General features: G+C 44.5%; 13 protein-coding genes and 5 tRNA genes. 17 read left to right on the forward strand and 1 reads right to left on the reverse strand.

What is annotated here, in order from left to right:
• Nucleotides 1-19 precede the first annotated feature (19 nt).
• From clpP to C7443_RS12570, 10 genes are all read left to right on the forward strand, one after another.
• Nucleotides 20-643 carry an ATP-dependent Clp endopeptidase proteolytic subunit ClpP gene (gene clpP / locus C7443_RS12525; RefSeq protein ID WP_110018961.1) on the forward strand — a complete coding sequence of 208 codons (624 nt, stop codon included), beginning with the start codon at nt 20-22 and terminating at the stop codon, nt 641-643.
• Between the two features lie 217 nt (nt 644-860).
• Complete coding sequence (clpX, locus tag C7443_RS12530) at nt 861-2,144, forward strand: ATP-dependent Clp protease ATP-binding subunit ClpX (protein WP_110018962.1); 1,284 nt, start codon at nt 861-863, stop codon at nt 2,142-2,144.
• 139 nt (nt 2,145-2,283) lie between these two features.
• A complete protein-coding gene (gene lon / locus C7443_RS12535) occupies nt 2,284-4,740 on the forward strand; it encodes an endopeptidase La (protein WP_110018963.1) in 2,457 nt (818 codons plus the stop codon).
• A 136-nt stretch (nt 4,741-4,876) separates the two neighbouring features.
• Nucleotides 4,877-5,149: an HU family DNA-binding protein gene (locus tag C7443_RS12540; protein WP_110019172.1), complete on the forward strand. Its 273-nt coding sequence runs from the start codon at nt 4,877-4,879 to the stop codon at nt 5,147-5,149.
• An 11-nt stretch (nt 5,150-5,160) separates the two neighbouring features.
• Nucleotides 5,161-5,236: transfer RNA gene (locus C7443_RS12545), tRNA-Val, on the forward strand.
• Between the two features lie 4 nt (nt 5,237-5,240).
• A tRNA-Asp gene (locus C7443_RS12550) sits at nt 5,241-5,317 on the forward strand.
• Between the two features lie 42 nt (nt 5,318-5,359).
• Nucleotides 5,360-5,436 (forward strand) — tRNA-Asp (locus tag C7443_RS12555).
• Nucleotides 5,437-5,478: 42 nt separating this feature from the next.
• Nucleotides 5,479-5,555, forward strand: a tRNA-Asp gene (locus C7443_RS12560).
• Nucleotides 5,556-5,597: 42 nt separating this feature from the next.
• Nucleotides 5,598-5,674, forward strand: a tRNA-Asp gene (locus C7443_RS12565).
• 302 nt (nt 5,675-5,976) lie between these two features.
• On the forward strand, nt 5,977-7,887 hold the full coding sequence (locus tag C7443_RS12570) for a SurA N-terminal domain-containing protein (protein ID WP_110018964.1): 1,911 nt from the start codon (nt 5,977-5,979) through the stop codon (nt 7,885-7,887).
• Nucleotides 7,888-7,996: 109 nt separating this feature from the next.
• Here C7443_RS12570 and C7443_RS12575 read toward each other — a convergent pair whose 3' ends face one another.
• Nucleotides 7,997-8,779 carry an enoyl-ACP reductase FabI gene (locus C7443_RS12575; RefSeq protein WP_110018965.1) on the reverse strand — a complete coding sequence of 261 codons (783 nt, stop codon included), beginning with the start codon at nt 8,777-8,779 and terminating at the stop codon, nt 7,997-7,999.
• 2 nt (nt 8,780-8,781) lie between these two features.
• Here C7443_RS12575 and C7443_RS12580 point away from each other — a divergent pair, with 2 nt between their 5' ends.
• The 7 genes from C7443_RS12580 (at nt 8,782) to dnaQ (ending at nt 17,650) form a co-directional block, all read left to right on the forward strand.
• Nucleotides 8,782-10,674, forward strand: a complete 1,893-nt coding sequence (locus C7443_RS12580; RefSeq protein ID WP_246004649.1) for an extracellular solute-binding protein — start codon at nt 8,782-8,784, stop codon at nt 10,672-10,674.
• A gap of 2 nt (nt 10,675-10,676) precedes the next feature.
• The gene (gene yejB / locus C7443_RS12585) at nt 10,677-11,726 is read left to right on the forward strand and encodes a microcin C ABC transporter permease YejB (protein ID WP_110018967.1); all 1,050 of its coding nucleotides are present in this window, start codon (nt 10,677-10,679) and stop codon (nt 11,724-11,726) included.
• Complete coding sequence (locus tag C7443_RS12590; protein ID WP_110018968.1) at nt 11,727-12,755, forward strand: ABC transporter permease; 1,029 nt, start codon at nt 11,727-11,729, stop codon at nt 12,753-12,755.
• The gene (locus C7443_RS12595) at nt 12,739-14,400 is read left to right on the forward strand and encodes an ABC transporter ATP-binding protein (RefSeq protein WP_110018969.1); all 1,662 of its coding nucleotides are present in this window, start codon (nt 12,739-12,741) and stop codon (nt 14,398-14,400) included. Before C7443_RS12590 ends, C7443_RS12595 begins: the two co-directional genes overlap by 17 nt.
• Before the next feature lie 1,376 nt (nt 14,401-15,776).
• A complete protein-coding gene (locus C7443_RS20620; protein ID WP_110018970.1) occupies nt 15,777-16,430 on the forward strand; it encodes a methyltransferase domain-containing protein in 654 nt (217 codons plus the stop codon).
• Nucleotides 16,430-16,891, forward strand: a complete 462-nt coding sequence (rnhA, locus tag C7443_RS12605) for a ribonuclease HI (RefSeq protein WP_211346194.1) — start codon at nt 16,430-16,432, stop codon at nt 16,889-16,891. Before C7443_RS20620 ends, rnhA begins: the two co-directional genes overlap by 1 nt.
• 18 nt (nt 16,892-16,909) lie before the next feature.
• Nucleotides 16,910-17,650: a DNA polymerase III subunit epsilon gene (gene dnaQ / locus C7443_RS12610; protein ID WP_110018972.1), complete on the forward strand. Its 741-nt coding sequence runs from the start codon at nt 16,910-16,912 to the stop codon at nt 17,648-17,650.
• Nucleotides 17,651-17,711: the final 61 nt, after the last annotated feature.

Genomic DNA, 17,711 nt, shown 5'->3' on the forward strand with positions numbered 1-17,711 from the left:
GCAGCAATGAGAGGGTGGGATGACTCCTAGCAAGAGTGCTATTGATGTTCAGGCTCTGAACTTGGTTCCGATGGTTGTTGAGCAGTCTGCGCGCGGTGAGCGCGCTTATGACATCTATTCGCGCTTGCTTAAAGAGCGTGTCATCTTTTTGGTTGGCCAAGTAGAAGATTACATGGCTAATCTGGTTGTTGCGCAGCTTTTATTCCTTGAAGCGGAAAACCCGGATAAGGATATCCATCTTTATATTAATTCCCCCGGTGGTTCAGTAACTGCCGGGATGGCAATTTATGACACAATGCAGTTTATTAAACCAGAAGTCAGCACGATGTGTATCGGGCAAGCGGCGAGCATGGGGGCGTTACTTCTGGCCGGAGGAGCGAAAGGTAAGCGTTATTGTCTTCCGCATTCTAGAGTTATGATTCACCAGCCTCTCGGGGGGTTTCAGGGGCAGGCATCGGATATCGATATTCACGCGAAAGAGATACTTTTAATCCGTGATCGATTGAATCGAGTGCTTTCGAAACATACGGGACAGCCGCTTGAGCGTATTGCGCAAGATACCGACCGCGATAATTTTATGGGCGGGGATGCCGCTGTAGCGTACGGGCTAATTGATGCAGTGCTTGCTCAGCGAGGAGCTTGAAGAGGTTGACAAAGTTCCAGAGATGGGTCTCTGTTAAGAAAAGGCTGGGGGACAGCCTTGATATTCAAGTCCTCGCGTAGTTGAATAGGCCTCAATGGCACCGGAATATCTGGTGTCCAACGAGGCCGGTTTCGTTGGCGCGTTGCATTCTGTTGTTTTTTGGTCGTGGGAGCGCAGTAGCAGGCGCTGATAGTTATTTTGTGTCGAGGATGCACCTATGAGCAAAGACCGAAACGACAAGAGCGAAGATGGCAAGCTCTTGTACTGCTCGTTCTGTGGCAAGAGTCAGCATGAGGTGCGTAAGCTGATTGCGGGTCCGAATGTGTTTATTTGTGATGAGTGCGTAGAGCTCTGCAATGACATTATTCGTGAAGAGATGGAGGATAAAGCTCCTGTAGCCGGCAGTAAATTACCAAAGCCTCATGAAATTAAACATGTACTTGATGAGTACGTGATTGGACAAAACAGGGCAAAAAAAGTACTTGCTGTCGCAGTTTATAATCACTATAAACGCCTTGAACTTCGACGCGGCAAAGACGAAATAGAAGTATCAAAATCTAATATTTTGCTGATTGGTCCTACAGGTTCTGGCAAAACGCTGCTTGCAGAAACTTTAGCCCGTTTATTAAATGTGCCTTTTACTATTGCGGATGCAACAACTCTGACAGAAGCAGGCTATGTTGGCGAGGATGTAGAAAATATTATTCAAAAGCTTTTGCAAAAATGTGATTATGATGTAGATAAAGCTCAAACAGGAATAGTGTATATTGATGAAATTGATAAGATTTCTAGAAAATCTGATAATCCATCGATTACTAGAGATGTATCTGGTGAGGGTGTGCAGCAGGCGCTTTTAAAGCTTATTGAAGGTACTGTTGCATCCGTTCCACCTCAAGGCGGAAGAAAGCATCCACAGCAGGAGTTTTTACAGGTTGATACATCGAATATTCTTTTTATTTGTGGGGGTGCTTTTGCGGGTCTTGATAAAGTTATTAGAAGTCGCTCAGAGAAAGGCGGGATTGGATTCTCTGCTGAAGTGAAAAGCGTTAATCCTGATAAAAATACAGGGGAAGTTTTAAAAGAGGTAGAGCCAGAAGATTTGATTAAGTATGGTTTAATTCCAGAGTTTATCGGTAGATTGCCGGTAATTGCAACTTTAGAAGAACTGGATGAAAAAGCATTGGTCAGTATTTTAACTGAGCCTAAGAATGCTATTACGAAACAGTTTTCTAAGTTGTTTGATATGGAAGGGTGTGAGTTAGAGTTTCGCGATGACGCATTGAGTGCCGTGGCACGCAAAGCTATGGAGCGTAAAACTGGTGCGCGCGGCCTACGAACGATTATTGAGCATATATTATTGGACACAATGTATGATTTGCCGAGTTTAGAGGGTGTTTGTAAAATAGTCGTCGATGAAAGCGTAGTGCGTGGCGATTGTAAGCCATTAATTATCTATGAAAATATTGATAAACAAAAACGGGTGAGTGGAGGAGATTCTTAATTTATGTTTTTTGATAAATTGCTTCATTAGTGCTGTCTCATCTCGGAAAAAGATTCGAGATTTTGGGTGCTTTTTATATTTTTAAATCCTGTATACAGTTCCGTGAAAGTGTACAGGAATTTTTTTTTGAGAGACAAAAATGGAGCAAAAAGCGTTTTCTGATGAGTTGTCAGTGCCAATTCGCAAATTGGCTGTTTTGCCGTTAAGAGATGTTGTTGTGTATCCGCATATGGTCATTCCATTGTTTGTTGGTCGAGATAAATCGATTAACGCATTGGAAGCGGCTGTACAGTCGGACAAGAAAATATTATTGACAGCTCAGCTAAATGCGGATGTCGATGACCCGACGGTTGATGATATCTATCGAGTTGGAACTTTAGCTATAATTTTACAGTTATTGAAGCTTCCTGACGGTACAGTAAAAGTCTTAGTAGAGGGTATTGATCGGGCGCGTATTGAACGGTTTGATGTCACGGAAAATTATATTTCTGCTATGGTTGCACCTATAGCATGCTCCCAATCGGGTGAAGTTGGGGAAGCCGCTGTTCTCGTGCGCTCGCTTTTGGCTGGGGTTGAGCAGTATGTAAAGCTTAATAAAAAAATCCCTCCCGAAGTGTTGGCTTCGTTAAATAATATAGAAGATCCAGGACGTTTAGCTGATACTGTAGCGGCGCATATGGCGCTCAAGCTTGAGGAGAAACAAAAACTTTTAGAGCTGGAAAGTGTTACTGATCGTTTAGAGCGGTTGCTGAGGCTTGTTGAAGGTGAGATTGATATTCTTCAGGTAGAAAAAAGAATTCGCTCTCGTGTAAAACAGCAAATGGAGAAAAGTCAACGAGAGTATTATCTAAATGAGCAAATAAAGGCAATTCAAAAAGAGTTGGGAGACTTAGAAGATGCACCGAACGAATTAGAAGATTTAGGACAGCGAATAGAATTGGCTAAAATGCCGAAAGATGTTCGTGCTAAAGCATTGGGTGAGCTAAGTAAGCTTAAAAGCATGTCGCCAATGTCCGCTGAAGCAACTGTTGTAAGAAATTATATCGATTGGCTGGTTGGTTTTCCTTGGAAAAAGAAGACTAAGATTAAAAATAGCTTGTTTGACGCAGAAGAAGTGTTGGAATCAGATCATTATGGCTTAGATCGTGTGAAAGAGCGTATTCTCGAATATCTCGCTGTTCAGCATCGTGTTAAAAAGCTTAAAGGACCTATTCTTTGTCTTGTTGGCCCACCGGGGGTGGGAAAGACGTCACTAGGGCGCTCTATTGCGCGAGCTACAAATCGTAAGTTCGTCCGTATGAGCTTAGGGGGCGTGCGTGATGAAGCGGAAATACGTGGGCACCGACGTACTTATATTGGTTCGATGCCAGGGAAAATTGCACAAAATTTATGTAAAATAGGTGTTCGTAACCCGCTTTTTTTGCTTGATGAAATAGACAAAATGTCTATGGATTTTCGTGGAGATCCGAGTTCTGCATTATTGGAGGTTTTAGATCCAGAGCAAAATAATGCGTTTGTAGATCATTATTTAGAAGTTGATCTCGACTTGTCTGACATTATGTTTGTTGCAACTGCGAATTCTCTCGATATCCCTAGTCCGTTATTGGATAGAATGGAAGTCATTCGTATTCCAGGCTATACAGAAAACGAGAAAATTAATATAGCTATGCGGTATCTTGTTCCAAAACAAGTGGCTGCAAATGGATTGAGGGTTGAAGAGATTAAAATTGATGAATCGTCAATTAAAGATATTGTTTGCTATTATACCCGTGAAGCGGGCGTACGAAATTTAGAGCGAGAAATTTCGAAGATTTGTCGAAAGGTTGTTAAATCAGCTGTCTTAGAAGATAAAAAAACTCCAATCTTAATTGAGATTACACCCAATATACTTGGTGATTATTTGGGCGTGCAACGTTTCCGTTTTAGTACTGCTGAGCAAAGTGATCAAATTGGACAAGTAACAGGGCTTGCATGGACTGAGGTCGGTGGAGAGCTGCTTAGAATCGAAGTGGCCTTGATGCCAGGGAAAGGGAAGCTCAGTCATACCGGCCAGCTAGGTGATGTCATGCGGGAGTCGATCCAGGCAGCAATGACCGTGGTACGAAGTAGGGCCGTGGAGCTTGGTTTAGATGCCGATTTCTACGAGCGTTGTGATATACATATTCATGTTCCAGAAGGGGCTACTCCTAAAGATGGACCAAGCGCGGGGATAGCTATGTGTACAGCCTTAGTCTCAGCGCTGACAGGCATTCCGGTGCGAAGTGCTGTCGCTATGACTGGAGAAATAACTCTTCGAGGTGAGGTTTTGCCGATTGGCGGGTTAAAGGAAAAGCTTTTAGCTGCTCATAGGGGTGGTATCTCGATCGTCATAATACCGGATGATAACCGGAAAGATCTTGCGGAAATGCCTTCGAGTGTGCTTGAGCGGTTGAATGTACGGCCAGTTAGATGGATTGATGAGGTTTTTGAAATTGCTTTGACAGAAAAACCTCAAGAGGCTGCTGTCAAGATTAGAAGTAATATGTCCTCTCAGACCTCGGTCGATAACGGAAGCAAGACATTGAATTCAACAGAGACTTCTAGACACGCGCACTGAAGACGGCCAATGCTTTTGTTATTTGAAGATAATGTTTGTTGTGGACTTCGAGACGATGTTGAGGCGGCTGAGTGTCACCGTCGCTTGATGCTTGATGATACGGCGATGCATCTCCGTGTGACGATAGGTATGCATGATGAATAAGTCTGAGTTGATTGATGCCGTGGCCGATGCTACGGAGATGGGGAAGGGACAAGCAGGTCTTGTGGTGGAAGCGGTTCTAGATACGATTACTAATGCTTTAGTATCTGGCGAAACTGTATCCTTGATTGGGTTTGGTTCTTTTTCTGTAAAAGAGCGCGCTGCGCGTACGGGGAGAGATCCGCGCTCTGGACAAAGTATTGAAATCAAAGCTTCAAAAAATCCCGTGTTTAAGGCTGGCAAGGGGCTAAAGGATGCTGTAAAGTAGCGGTCCCTTTAGGGTGCTTAGCTCAGTTGGGAGAGCATCGCCCTTACAAGGCGAGGGTCGGGGGTTCGAACCCCTCAGCACCCACCATATTGGAGCGGTAGTTCAGTTGGTCAGAATACCGGCCTGTCACGCCGGGGGTCGCGGGTTCGAGCCCCGTCCGCTCCGCCAAGAAATGAAAGAAAAAAAGGCAGTAAAATCCAAGAAGTTTATGGAGCGGTAGTTCAGTTGGTCAGAATACCGGCCTGTCACGCCGGGGGTCGCGGGTTCGAGCCCCGTCCGCTCCGCCAAGAAATGAAAGAAAAAAAGGCAGTAAAATCCAAGAAGTTTATGGAGCGGTAGTTCAGTTGGTCAGAATACCGGCCTGTCACGCCGGGGGTCGCGGGTTCGAGCCCCGTCCGCTCCGCCAAGAAATGAAAGAAAAAAAGGCAGTAAAATCCAAGAAGTTTATGGAGCGGTAGTTCAGTTGGTCAGAATACCGGCCTGTCACGCCGGGGGTCGCGGGTTCGAGCCCCGTCCGCTCCGCCATATGTTGGTTTAATTTTTAACCCCGGGCTTTAATAAACCCCGGGGTTTTTCATATTTTAGCGTTATGAAAATTTTGGATTGAGATAGATTATGTAAAAATACAATAGAGTTACAGGTTTGCGTTTTTTATATTGTGCTTTGCGCGTAATGATGATGCCTTTGACTTGCGTATAATTTCAACCGTATCATCTATGATTCTTTGCATAAGCTATGGTGTTTATGAGTGGCGTTTTTGTAAAATCAACTTGATTTTAAGTGATGGTTTTTGACTGAATTTTTGAGAAGATAAAAAGAGGTCGTTTATGTTGCAGAAAATAAGAGACCATGCTTCAGGTTGGTTTGCATATATTATTTTTGGTATGTTGATAATACCATTTGGGCTGTGGGGAATCGATCATTATATACATCAGGGTAGCGGCGTATACGCAGCTCAAGTAAATGGTGATGAAATTTCTTTGCGGGATTTTCAAAACTCTTTGCAGCAGCAAAGATCATTTTTACTGAATTTAAATAAAGAAGTTGACGATGCTAGTTTGAAGTTAAAAACGATGGAGCAGCTTATAAATGAACGGTTGTTGAGACAGTATTCAAAAAAAGAAAATATTTTTGTAACTGATGAACAATTGTTAAATCGAATAAAATCAATTGATGCATTCCGCTCAGACAACGGAAACTTTGACGTTCATTTATTTGACCTTGCCTTGCAAAGACAAGGATATACGCAATCATATTTTATGGAAATGCTTAAAAAATCATTGCCAGTAGAACAATTTGCTAATGCCTTTGATGCAACAGCCTTGTTCACGCGAGAGGATTTAGGTGGCGCGGTTAGACTGTTGGCACAAAAAAGGAGCGTCGAAATTTTTAATTTTCTGCATTCTCCTGTGTTTAATTTGCAGCATGCAAATGATGCTGATTTGAATGTTTTTTTTGAAAAAAACAAATCGCGTTTTAATAATCCTGAAATGGTTAAGATTGATTATATAAATCTTGATTTGAATGCTTTATTAGATAAACAGAGTGTTTCCGAACAAGAGCTACTTGATGCCTATAAACAACAGCTATCGATTATAGGAACTCCTGAGCAACGAGTGGCGTCGTACATCCTTGTCAGGGTGCCAGAGAACGCAAATGAAAATGAATTAAAGAAAGCGGAACAGCAAGCTACCGCGCTATATGAACGACTGAAATCAGGGAAAAGTAGTTTTGATAAATTAGGAGATGAGTTACAGCACAGTGCTGATAAAACGATTGAGTTTGGTACTTTAGAGTCGCTACGACCAGGCGTGATGGAGCCCGCTTTCGATCAAGCGCTTTTTAGCTTGGCTAAGGTGGGGGATATCAGTGCTCCAGTGCATACTAGTTTTGGATTTCAACTTATTAAGTTGGATAAAATTTATCCAAAAGTGATACCTGATTTTGAAAATGTAAGAAGCACTTTGGAAAAACAGCTTGCTTATCAAAAAGCGGAGACGCAATTCTTTGATGTAACAGATCGGTTGGCTACCTTGGTGTTTGAAAATCCTGATGATCTTGATGCCGTGGCAACGAAAATAGGTGTTCCGATCGAGCATTCAGATTGGTTTTCAATTAATGGCAATAATGGAGGGGTTTTCTCTAATCAAAAAGTGATAAATGCCGCCTTTAGTGACGATGTCCTTTTGAATGGAAAGAATAGCGAGCCAATCCAAATTGGAGACCGTCATGTTTTAGTGTTGCGTGTGGTTAATCATAAAAAACAAACCCCTAAAACATTTGATGAGGCTAGGTTGGAGTTAATTAGTTCCGTTAAAAATGAAATGGCGAAAAATTATTTGAAAAAGGAGGCGGGAAATTTAGAAAAAATGCTCTTTGATGGGGAGGATGTCACGTCCATCATAGAAGCTTATGGTAAAACTGTAGAGCATCAAAGGCTGGATGAGATAGCGAGAAACTTTACTGGACTTGACAATAGCATTGTTGAATCAATTTTTAAAATGCCGGTGTCTAATGAAAAAAACGTGGCCATTAAAAGTATCGAGCTGGCAAATGGGAATTGGGTTGTGATTAAGCTATTGAAAGTGACCAATGGAAATGCCGAAAATTTATCAGCAAACGATCGAAAAGCTTGGACTGATACGCTTACTAAGCAAATAAGTGACGTACAGATGACTGGATTTATTAATGAATTGCGAGGCGCGGCTAAAATTATTAATAACATTGATCGTTTGTAATAATAATTGTTGTTTTTAATGACTGGGCGGCTGCTATTGTAATACAGCCGCCCGGAGCAATTTTACGCTGAGTGCCTTGACTATCAAGAACTGTTTTTAAAAAACTGTATTAAATGTTGCCCATTGCAACATTATTGAACCCGCCATCAACATAAGTTATTTCTCCAGTTATTCCTGACGCTAAGTCAGAACACATAAATGCTGCTGTATTTCCAACCTCCTCAATGGTGACACAGCGGCGTGTAGGTGCGGCAGCCTCGAATGTTTCAAGCATCTTTCGGAAACCGGAAATCCCCGATGCCGCTAATGTGCGGATTGGACCTGCTGATATTGCGTTGACACGAATACCTTCTGGTCCGAGTGCGGCGGCGAGGTAGCGTACATTTGCTTCGAGGCTTGCTTTTGCGAGCCCCATGACGTTGTAATTTGGTACGCTGCGTACTGCTCCAAGATAAGTCATTGTAATGAGAGCGCCGTTCCGACCTTGCATTAACGGTCGAGCTGCTTTGGCTAACGCAGCGAAGCTATATGAGCTGATGTCATGCGCGATACGGAAATTGTCACGACTGATTGCGTCTACGAAATTTCCTTCAAGTGCATCTCCGGGCGCAAAAGCGACAGAGTGCACCAGTATGTCGAGGCAGCCCCAGATCTCCTTTAATTTTCTGAACGCGCCATCAATTTCCGAATCAATAGATACATCGCAAGGCAGAGCAATTTGGCTATCAAGCTCAGCAGCAAATTTTTCTACGCGCGGTTTTAATTTGTCGTTTTGGTACGTGAACGCGAGTTCTGCCCCTTCACGGTGCATGGCCTGTGCAATCCCCCACGCGATCGAACGATTACTGGCGAGACCGACGATCAGTGCACGCTTGCCGGCGAGAAAACCCATAGTTGACTCCTATCATCTCTTGCTATTGTTCCGGCTATTTGCAACTGCGACCGGACGCAACTAAGCATAACCTGCTGGCGCCGACCTACAAAGGATCGCAGATGACTACAGGCCGCCTATATCTGATTCTCTTGACACTTTCTCTTGAGTTAACCCACGGTTCCGCTGCCGTTGCTGCGTCAGCGGTAGCCCTTGGCTATACGCCTAAGTACCCAACGGATTACACACATTTCGAATATGTCAATCCGCAGGCCCCAAAGGGCGGAACATTCGTGTTGCCAGCCATTGGAAGCTTTGACCGCCTGAATCCATTCCTTCTTAAAGGAACGGTTGCAGATGGGGTGACTGAATTGACGTGTGATACCCTGACGGAGCAGAGTCGCGATGAACCGTTTAGTGCGTATGGTCTGCTGGCTTCCGATATTGCAGTGGAGGCAGATCGTTTGTCTGCGGTATTTACTATTCGTCCTGAAGCGCGCTTTAATGACGGAACTCATGTGACAGCTGCAGACGTCAAAGCGACTTTCGATGCACTTATGAGCACTCGGGCTCATCCCCAGTATCGAGTTTATTGGGCCGATATTGTGGCGGCGGAGGTAATTGATGCACAGCGCGTTCGCTTTAGATTTGCGCGTGTTAATCCTGAGCTACATTTGATTATTGGTCAAATGCCAGTGTTTTCTAAAAATTGGATTTTAGGCCGAAATTTTGATGAGCTTATCTTAGAACCACCTTTATGCAGCGGTCCATATATTGTGGATGCATATAGTCTTGGGCGTAGTATAAATTTTCGACGTAATAAACAATACTGGGCACAGGATTTACCTGTTAGGCGAGGGCAGTATAATTTCGATAATATTCGTTTTGAATACTATCGAGATCCAGATGTGGCGCTTGAAGCATTTAAAGCGGGAGAGTTTGATTACATACAGGTCAATATTGCTAAGCAATGGGTGCGCGATTTTACGGGTCCAAAATTTGATAGCGGAGAGCTCCGCAAACGTGAGCTCGAGCATCATAATGATGCAGGTATGCAAGCATTTGTCTTTAATCTTCGAAAGCCGCTCTTTCAAGATCTTCGGGTGCGAAAGGCTATCGCGTTGGCTTTTGACTACGAATGGTCTAATCAAAATTTATTTTTTGGACTTTATCGTCGAACTAATAGTTATTTTGCTAACAGTGAGCTAGCTGCAGACTCAGAAGCTCCTCGCGGGGAGGAACGGGAGATGTTGACGTATTTTCGTGACAGTCTGCCAGAATTCGTACTCACTGGGCGCTGGGAAGCACCAGTTAATATAGATGCTGCTGCATTGCGCACCCATTTGCGTGAGGCTCAAACCCTTTTAATGGATGCAGGCTGGACCATGCAGGATGGTGTGCTGATGAAAGAAGGCACGCAGCTAGAGTTTGAAATGCTGCTGGCTAGCCGAACTTTTGAGCGTGTAATGGCTCCATTTGCAAAGAATCTAGAGCGTCTTGGCATCCATATGAGTTACCGGACGGTTGATGCTTCTCTGTATCAGCAACGCGTAGATCATTTTGATTTTGACATGTTGGTGCATGTTTTTAGTCAGTCCCAGTCTCCTGGAAACGAGCAGATAACGTATTGGCACTCTTCAACAGCAGATTTGCCTGGCTCGAATAATCTAATTGGTTTGAAAAATCCTATAGTTGATGCTTTGGTTGAAAATCTTGTTTATGCACAAAGCCGGCAACAACTTGTTTCCGCAGCGCATGCGCTTGATAGAGTGTTATTAGCAGGAGAGTACGTTATTCCGAATTGGTATTCTCCGGTATTTCGTGTTGCTTGGAGGGACCGTTTTGACTATCCAGATAAACTTCCCTTGTACTATCAGCCGGTAGAGTGGGCGTTGAGCACGTGGTGGGCTAAATAGTAGTGACTGCTTATTTATTTAAAAGATTATTGCTGATGATTCCTACATTGGTAGGAGTGCTATTGGTTAGCTTTATCATTATTCAGTTCGTGCCAGGAGGACCGGTAGAACAGCTGATCAATGAGCTTGCTCATAAAGGTATGGCAGGTGAGGCAGGAAGCTTTGGGAAGTTTGCATACCGGGGAGCGACTGGGCTGGATGCACAACGACTCGCTGAAATACGTACCCTGTATGGTTTTGATAAGCCTGCTGCTGAGCGTTTTTTTGATATGTTGTGGAAATATGCGCGATTTGATTTCGGGGAAAGCTTTTTTCACCATCGCTCAGTATTTAGCTTGCTTGTCTCCAAGCTGCCAGTTTCAATCAGTTTAGGGGGGTGGAGCTTTCTTCTTATTTATACAGTATCCATCCCTTTAGGTATTTGCAAAGCAGTGCGCGATGGCTCACGCTTCGATGCTATTAGCAGCATTGTTTTGTTAATCGGGTATGCAATTCCTGGGTTTGTGCTTGGTTTGTTGTTGCTTGTTTTGTTCGGTGGTGGCAGTTTTTTGAACGTTTTCCCAATGCGTGGCCTGACCTCTGACGATTGGGGGAGTTTGTCATGGAATGGGCAGGTAATCGACTACCTGTGGCATTTGGTATTGCCGGTAGTGGCGTCCTCTGTCAGTGGATTCGCTGTGATAACCTTTCTGACAAAAAATAGTTTTATCGAGGAAATCCGTAAACAATATGTTTTGACCGCGCGGGCTAAAGGGCTAGATGGTCGGACGGTGCTTTTGAAGCATGTACTTCGGAATGCGATGATCCCTTTGGTGACAGGGTTTCCTGCAGCTTTTATTGGTATGTTTTTTACTGGAAGTTTATTAATTGAGACTACTTTTTCGCTTGATGGACTTGGCTTATTGTCTTATGAGTCAGTGTTGCGGAGAGATTATCCGGTAGTGCTTGGTACTTTGTATTTATACACATTGCTTGGTCTGTTTGCCAAACTATTATCGGATCTTTCTTACGTGTTAGTTGATCCGCGTATTGGTTTTGAAACGGTATCATAGATGAGGTCATACAGTATTTCTCCAGCGCGGCGTGCGTGGATTCGATTCCGATCAAATAGATTGGGCTACTGGAGTCTTGGTTTTTTTTCTTTAGTATTCACACTTAGTTTGGGAGCTGAAGTTTTATCAAACGACCGTCCGATAGTCGTTCTTTACGAAGGGAAATTATATTTCCCAATCGTTCAGGCTTATCCGGAGACGGCGTTTGGCGGGGATTTTATTAGCGAAGCTGATTATCACGATCCGTACTTGCGCTCGCGCTTGACAGGCAATGGGAATTGGATGCTAGAGCCGCCTAATCCATACCGCTTTGATACTATAGTGTTTGATGATGATCGTCCAAATCCGGCTCCCCCTTCGGAAAAGCATTTGCTAGGGACTGACGACCGAGGGAGAGATGTTCTCGCTCGTTTGATTTATGGGTTTCGCCTTTCGGTGCTTTTTGCGTTTGCTTTGACATTCATCGGTACAGTACTTGGTGTTTTTATGGGGGCTGTGCAAGGCTATATTGGAGGGCGTGTCGATCTTACTTGTCAGCGGATAATCGAAATTTGGTCGTCGTTACCCGAGCTGTATCTTTTGATTATTTTTGCTTCTTTGTTTCAGCCGAGCATTTTTTTGTTACTGGCATTGTTGGCGGCTTTTGGTTGGATGGGGCTTTCTGATTATGTTCGCGCTGAGTTTCTTCGCGGACGTAGCCTTGACTATGTGCGTTCTGCGCGAGCTTTGGGCGTTAGTGATGCGGGTGTTATGTTTAGACACTTATTGCCGAATTCGATGACACCTGTCCTTACATTCCTTCCCTTTCGAATTAGTGGCGCGATTGTCGCACTCACAAGTTTAGATTTCTTAGGGCTAGGTGTCTCTCCTCAGACACCGAGTCTCGGAGAGTTGTTGGCTCAAGGTAAGGAGAATTTAACTGCGTGGTGGCTGTCTGCATCAACATTTATGGTGCTTGTAGGAACTTTAATGCTTTTAATATTTATTGGCGAAGCTTTACGTGAAGCGGTGGATGCACGTCGTGGCTGAGTGCGGGGCTTTACTTGATGTTGAGCATTTGCAGGTTCGTTTCGGTAATGCTGTTCCGGTTGTCGATGATGTGAATTTTTCTATTAATCCTGGGGAACGCGTTGCATTGGTTGGAGAAAGTGGTTCAGGTAAATCGGTTACAGCACTAGCATGTCTGCGTCTGCTAGACACGAGGTTGGTCAAAGTGTCAGGGCGGATACGGTTTGCTGGTGAAGATTTACTGGCGATCCAAGAGTCCCAGATGCGGCGACGGCGCGGTCGGGATATTGGGATGATTTTTCAGGAGCCGATGAATGCGCTGAATCCTCTAAAGTCGATAGGAAGTCAGATAGCCGAAGGGATACAGCTGCATTTCGGGTTGAACGCTGCCGATTCGTGGTCACAGGCCGTGGATTGGCTGGTACGCACAGGCTTAACAGAGCCAGTTCGCCAAGCACATGCGTTCCCACATATGCTATCAGGTGGGCAGCGCCAGCGGGCGATGATTGCAATGGTTTTAGCGTGTCAGCCTCGTCTCTTGATAGCGGACGAGCCGACGACGGCTTTGGATGTTAGCTTGCAGGTGCAGATTCTAAATTTGCTGATGCAATTACAACACAAGTCGGATATGGCGATTCTTTTTATCAGCCATAACTTAAACCTTGTGCGGTGTTTCGCTGAGCGTGTCTGTGTTATGCAGCGGGGAAGACTTGTTGAGAAAGGCTATGTCGAAGATGTTTTTCATAATCCAAAAGCTTCGTACACACGAGCCCTAATTTCAAGTATGCCGCAGCGCTTTGTTAGTGAGCAGAGTTATCTTCGATGGGAGGAGAGGGGGGCTCCTAGATTGGAGGTGAAAAATGTCTCGGTGCGTTTTCAGCAAAACGGCAGGTGGTGGAAGCGTAAAAAAAAGAATTTTTTTTGGGCTGTTCGTGATGTTAGTTTTAAAGTTTTTTCTGGTGAAACATTAGGAATTGTTGGTGAATCTGGTTCAGGCAAAACTACTTTAGGGTTGGCATTGCTACAATTGATTACGGCTAGTGGGAGTGTAAGTGTCAACGGTCATGAATGGAGCAGTTTGAGTCGAAGGGCGTTAAGGCCATTGCGCCGTCATTTTCAAGTAGTATTTCAAGACCCATTTGCATCCTTGTCACCGCGTATGTGCGTGGAGGACATTATAGGGGAAGGGGTCGTTATTCATCACCCGCACTTGGATGCTAAAGCAAGGCGCGAACGTATCGTTGCAGCGCTGTGCGAGGTAGGATTGGATGATGACGTGCTTTGGCGATATCCGCATGAATTCTCCGGTGGGCAGCGTCAGCGTATTGCGATTGCTCGTGCTTTAGTCGTTGAGCCTGATTTGATTTTGCTGGATGAGCCTACTAGCGCACTCGATGCGACAGTACAGCGTCAAGTTCTAGAGTTGCTTTGGCAGCTTCAACGGCGCCGAGGTATTAGCTATTTGTTTGTTAGTCATGATCTAGCGGTGGTCAGATCAGTAGCACACCGCGTGATGGTGATGCGTCATGGTGAGGTCGTAGAAGAAGGAGAGACGGAGATGCTTTTTACCTCGCCCAAGCATCCTTATACCCGTGAGTTACTGCGAGCTTCTTTAAACATCGATTTAGGCCAGCATTGTAGGTATGAAAATTCAGTGTCGAAATAAGCAACCGCCGTGCGGTTTGTTTATTGATTAAAAATTAATAAGGCTTGTTTGGTGTGCCTTTTTAGTAAAAATTCGGTTCTCGAATTAAACTTCGCGGATGCCTTTTTTAAGGGCTTACTGATATGTGTAGAATAGCTGATTTTTGATGATTGCTGAGCTTTATCTTTAGTTGAATTTTTTATAACTGATGTATTTTTTCTATACTACAGAAAAGAAGCTGATTTGACATAGGGTTCGCGATGGCAAAATGAGTGCAGCACACACAAGAGTGTGTAAGTGAAGTATTGCAAAATTAAGCGATAATTTCTCGTTTGGCGTTGATGAATTTGGCGAAAAATTTATTTGGCATTTAATAAAAATAGGTTTTTGTGTTGAGTGTTTTGAATTATGCGCGAAAATTATTTGACTAATAAATAATTGATTTTATTAGATATTTGTCCGATGGGTTTCAGTATTGTTAGTCTATGTTTAGGTCGCTTGAATCATTCAGCTTCTGCAATAATATGTGGTGGCGTAAAAATGCGAAGCATATATTTATATATTCTGGAGTTCGTTACGGCAAGTTCAGCTTACAAAATTTTATGGGGCGGCCGGCATCGAGATTGCGTTGAGCTGCATTTTGAATCGTACGGCTCCGACATTATAAGCAGCTAACGTTGGTAGCTAGTTGCCATCGAAGTCTCGATTGAGGCTTTTGATATAATCAAGTGCAGCCTCGGTCGAGATCTGAGCATCAGCTCGCTCTTCCAGTGTCAGATCGGGGTGGGTGCGATATTTGGCATTAGCTGCCATCATAGTCCTGCTGTTTTTTAGGTGGTATGGCGTAGGGTCGGTAACTACTTTCAAATTATGCTACATTCTCAATTTTTTCCATGCCGAATGGCGTCATAATTTTTGATTATTATCAGAACAAATGTGATTGCTACCATCAGCCGTTAAGATAATAAGCGGTTATGTACATCCGGCGAAGCAAACTGCACTAGTAAATATAGCTTTTAGGTGATCCAGGTCATGAATGTATTGCTCTCTATAAACAATGATTTTTATGTTTTATTTCGCGCGAAGGTTTAGTAAAAAAGCATTTTTATAAATAGTGGCAAAGCTATTGAAGCAGAATTTATGACCTATTTGATAGGTTTATTTAATGAAGAGCCGTTGGGCTGACGTCGAAGTAAAAAAATTTAAACAGTTAATTTTCTTCAATAATTTTTATTAAAATTGTCACAATTTCTATTGTGAAATATGGGTGCGCTATTTTGCAAAAAAGCTCCTTACGTGTCAGCGAAGTTTCCTTGCTCGCGCGCTGGTACGCGGATGATTTTGGACGTCGCTTTGCGCTTTCTGAGCACGAAATCCTCGATCATGTGCTGTCGACAATGTTTGGGTATCATGCTGTCTGCATTAGCTGCCCGATAGTCAGTGGCGACTGGTTGGCGGCTAGTCGTATAAGCCATCGTTGCCTGCTTCACCCTGTTGAAGGCTGTGGGCAGGACTCTAGTCTGGTAGCTGATCCGTGTGCAATGCCATTTGGTCCAGACAGTGTCGACGTATTTGTCGTAGTCCATATGCATGAATGTCTCGATTATGTGCCCCCTTTGTTTCATGAGATTGAACGTTGCTTGATCCCAGAAGGGTGTCTGCTCTTACTGGGTTTCAATCCCCTTGCCGAAGGCGGCTTGTGGCGGCTGCTAGGGGGGAGATCGGGCAACCTGTCGTCGGGTCTGAGGTTGCACGGAGCGGCGGCTGCCTCGATGGATATTAAGCGCGCAGGGCTTGATGTAGAGCGAGTGTTCTTTCACGGAAGAAAATCGGAGTGGTGGCGCCAGTTAGCGTGTTGGCCTGTAGCGCTCGGAGCGAAAGGATACCTACTCGTAGCCAAAAAGCGCCTTTCTACTTTTACCCCGGTGCGTCCACGGTGGCGTTCACGTCGATTGGCTGCGGTTGGTGTAGTAGGAGCGCCACGTATTGGATATGGGGGTATCGTCGGGGAGGGGCAGGAATATATGAAAATGCGGGGGGCTGAGGTGTGATCGAGGGGGGCGTAGAGATTCATACAGATGGTGCATGTTCGGGCAATCCTGGGCCAGGCGGATGGGCTGCGTTAATGAGGTGGAATGATCGTGAAAAAGAACTTTCTGGTTGGGCTGCCCATACCACCAATAATGTTATGGAGCTGATAGCTGTCATTTCTGCACTGGAGGCGCTGAAGCGCCCTTGCTCGGTTGATTTATACACGGATAGCCGATATGTACTTGACGGTATAACAAAATGGATTACTGGCTGGCGGCGTAATGGTTGGAAAACATCAACAAAACAACCTGTAAAAAACGTTGAGTTGTGGCTTCGTCTTGAATCATTGGCGGCGCAGCATCGAATTACCTGGCACTGGGTCAAAGGACACGCAGGGGATCCTTACAATGAGCGTGTTGATCGAGCCGCTAGGGCAGCGATTAGTATCGGTATTTCGAAAAAACTTCATGTCTTAATTTAAATAAAGGAGAGGACTGATATGCGCCAGGTTGTACTTGATACAGAAACTACAGGTTTAGATCCAGCGCTTGGGCATCGTATTATTGAGATCGGTTGTGTCGAAATCGATGGTCGGCGGCCAACGGGGCGCACTTTTCATTGTTACATTAATCCGCAGCGAGGAGTGGATGCGGGGGCTGTCGAAGTGCATGGTCTTACGAACGCATTTTTGGCAGATAAGCCTGTATTTGCCGATATTGCTCAGGGTTTTTTACATTTTATCGATGACGCTCAGCTTATTATTCATAATGCTGCGTTTGATATTGGCTTTATAAACCATGAGTTTTCCAGACTTCCATTCTCAGAAAGGAACATCGCCGATAGCTGGAATGTGTTAGATACGCTTCAGCTTGCGCGTGATAAGCATCCAGGGCAGCGGAATACTTTGGATGCACTATGCAGGCGCTATGGAGTTGATAATTCTAAGCGAAATCTGCACGGGGCTTTGTTGGACGCCCGCATTTTGGCTGATGTTTATCTTGCAATGACCGGTGGCCAAGTTGCTATGACTCTCGAAGTCGAGCAAGTATCAGAGGTTACCGCGCAAGTCGTGCAGGTGGAAATGACTGAATTTGTACTTCCTGCTGACCGTCCCGCCCTCCGCGTAGTGGCCGCTGATGAGGGGAGCTTGATCGCACATGAAGCGATGCTCGACATGGTCGAACGCTCTGTTCGCTCAAACAGCTGTTTTTGGAGGGGAAGGAGGGCAGTTGAGGGCTAGCTGACAACTCTGGGGTAAGCATTTTCCACGATGTTTTGCAGCTTACTGATCGGGAGGCATA

Source organism: Plasticicumulans acidivorans, assembly GCF_003182095.1.
GTDB lineage: Bacteria > Pseudomonadota > Gammaproteobacteria > Competibacterales > Competibacteraceae > Plasticicumulans > Plasticicumulans acidivorans.

Coding starts and splice junctions, on each gene's coding strand:
- clpP (WP_110018961.1), top strand. CDS start 20: ATGACTCCTAGCAAGAGTGCTATTGATGTTCAGGCTCTGAACTTGGTT.
- clpX (WP_110018962.1), top strand. CDS start 861: ATGAGCAAAGACCGAAACGACAAGAGCGAAGATGGCAAGCTCTTGTAC.
- lon (WP_110018963.1), top strand. CDS start 2,284: ATGGAGCAAAAAGCGTTTTCTGATGAGTTGTCAGTGCCAATTCGCAAA.
- C7443_RS12540 (WP_110019172.1), top strand. CDS start 4,877: ATGAATAAGTCTGAGTTGATTGATGCCGTGGCCGATGCTACGGAGATG.
- C7443_RS12570 (WP_110018964.1), top strand. CDS start 5,977: ATGTTGCAGAAAATAAGAGACCATGCTTCAGGTTGGTTTGCATATATT.
- C7443_RS12575 (WP_110018965.1), bottom strand. CDS start 8,779: ATGGGTTTTCTCGCCGGCAAGCGTGCACTGATCGTCGGTCTCGCCAGT.
- C7443_RS12590 (WP_110018968.1), top strand. CDS start 11,727: ATGAGGTCATACAGTATTTCTCCAGCGCGGCGTGCGTGGATTCGATTC.
- C7443_RS12595 (WP_110018969.1), top strand. CDS start 12,739: ATGCACGTCGTGGCTGAGTGCGGGGCTTTACTTGATGTTGAGCATTTG.
- C7443_RS20620 (WP_110018970.1), top strand. CDS start 15,777: ATGTTTGGGTATCATGCTGTCTGCATTAGCTGCCCGATAGTCAGTGGC.
- dnaQ (WP_110018972.1), top strand. CDS start 16,910: ATGCGCCAGGTTGTACTTGATACAGAAACTACAGGTTTAGATCCAGCG.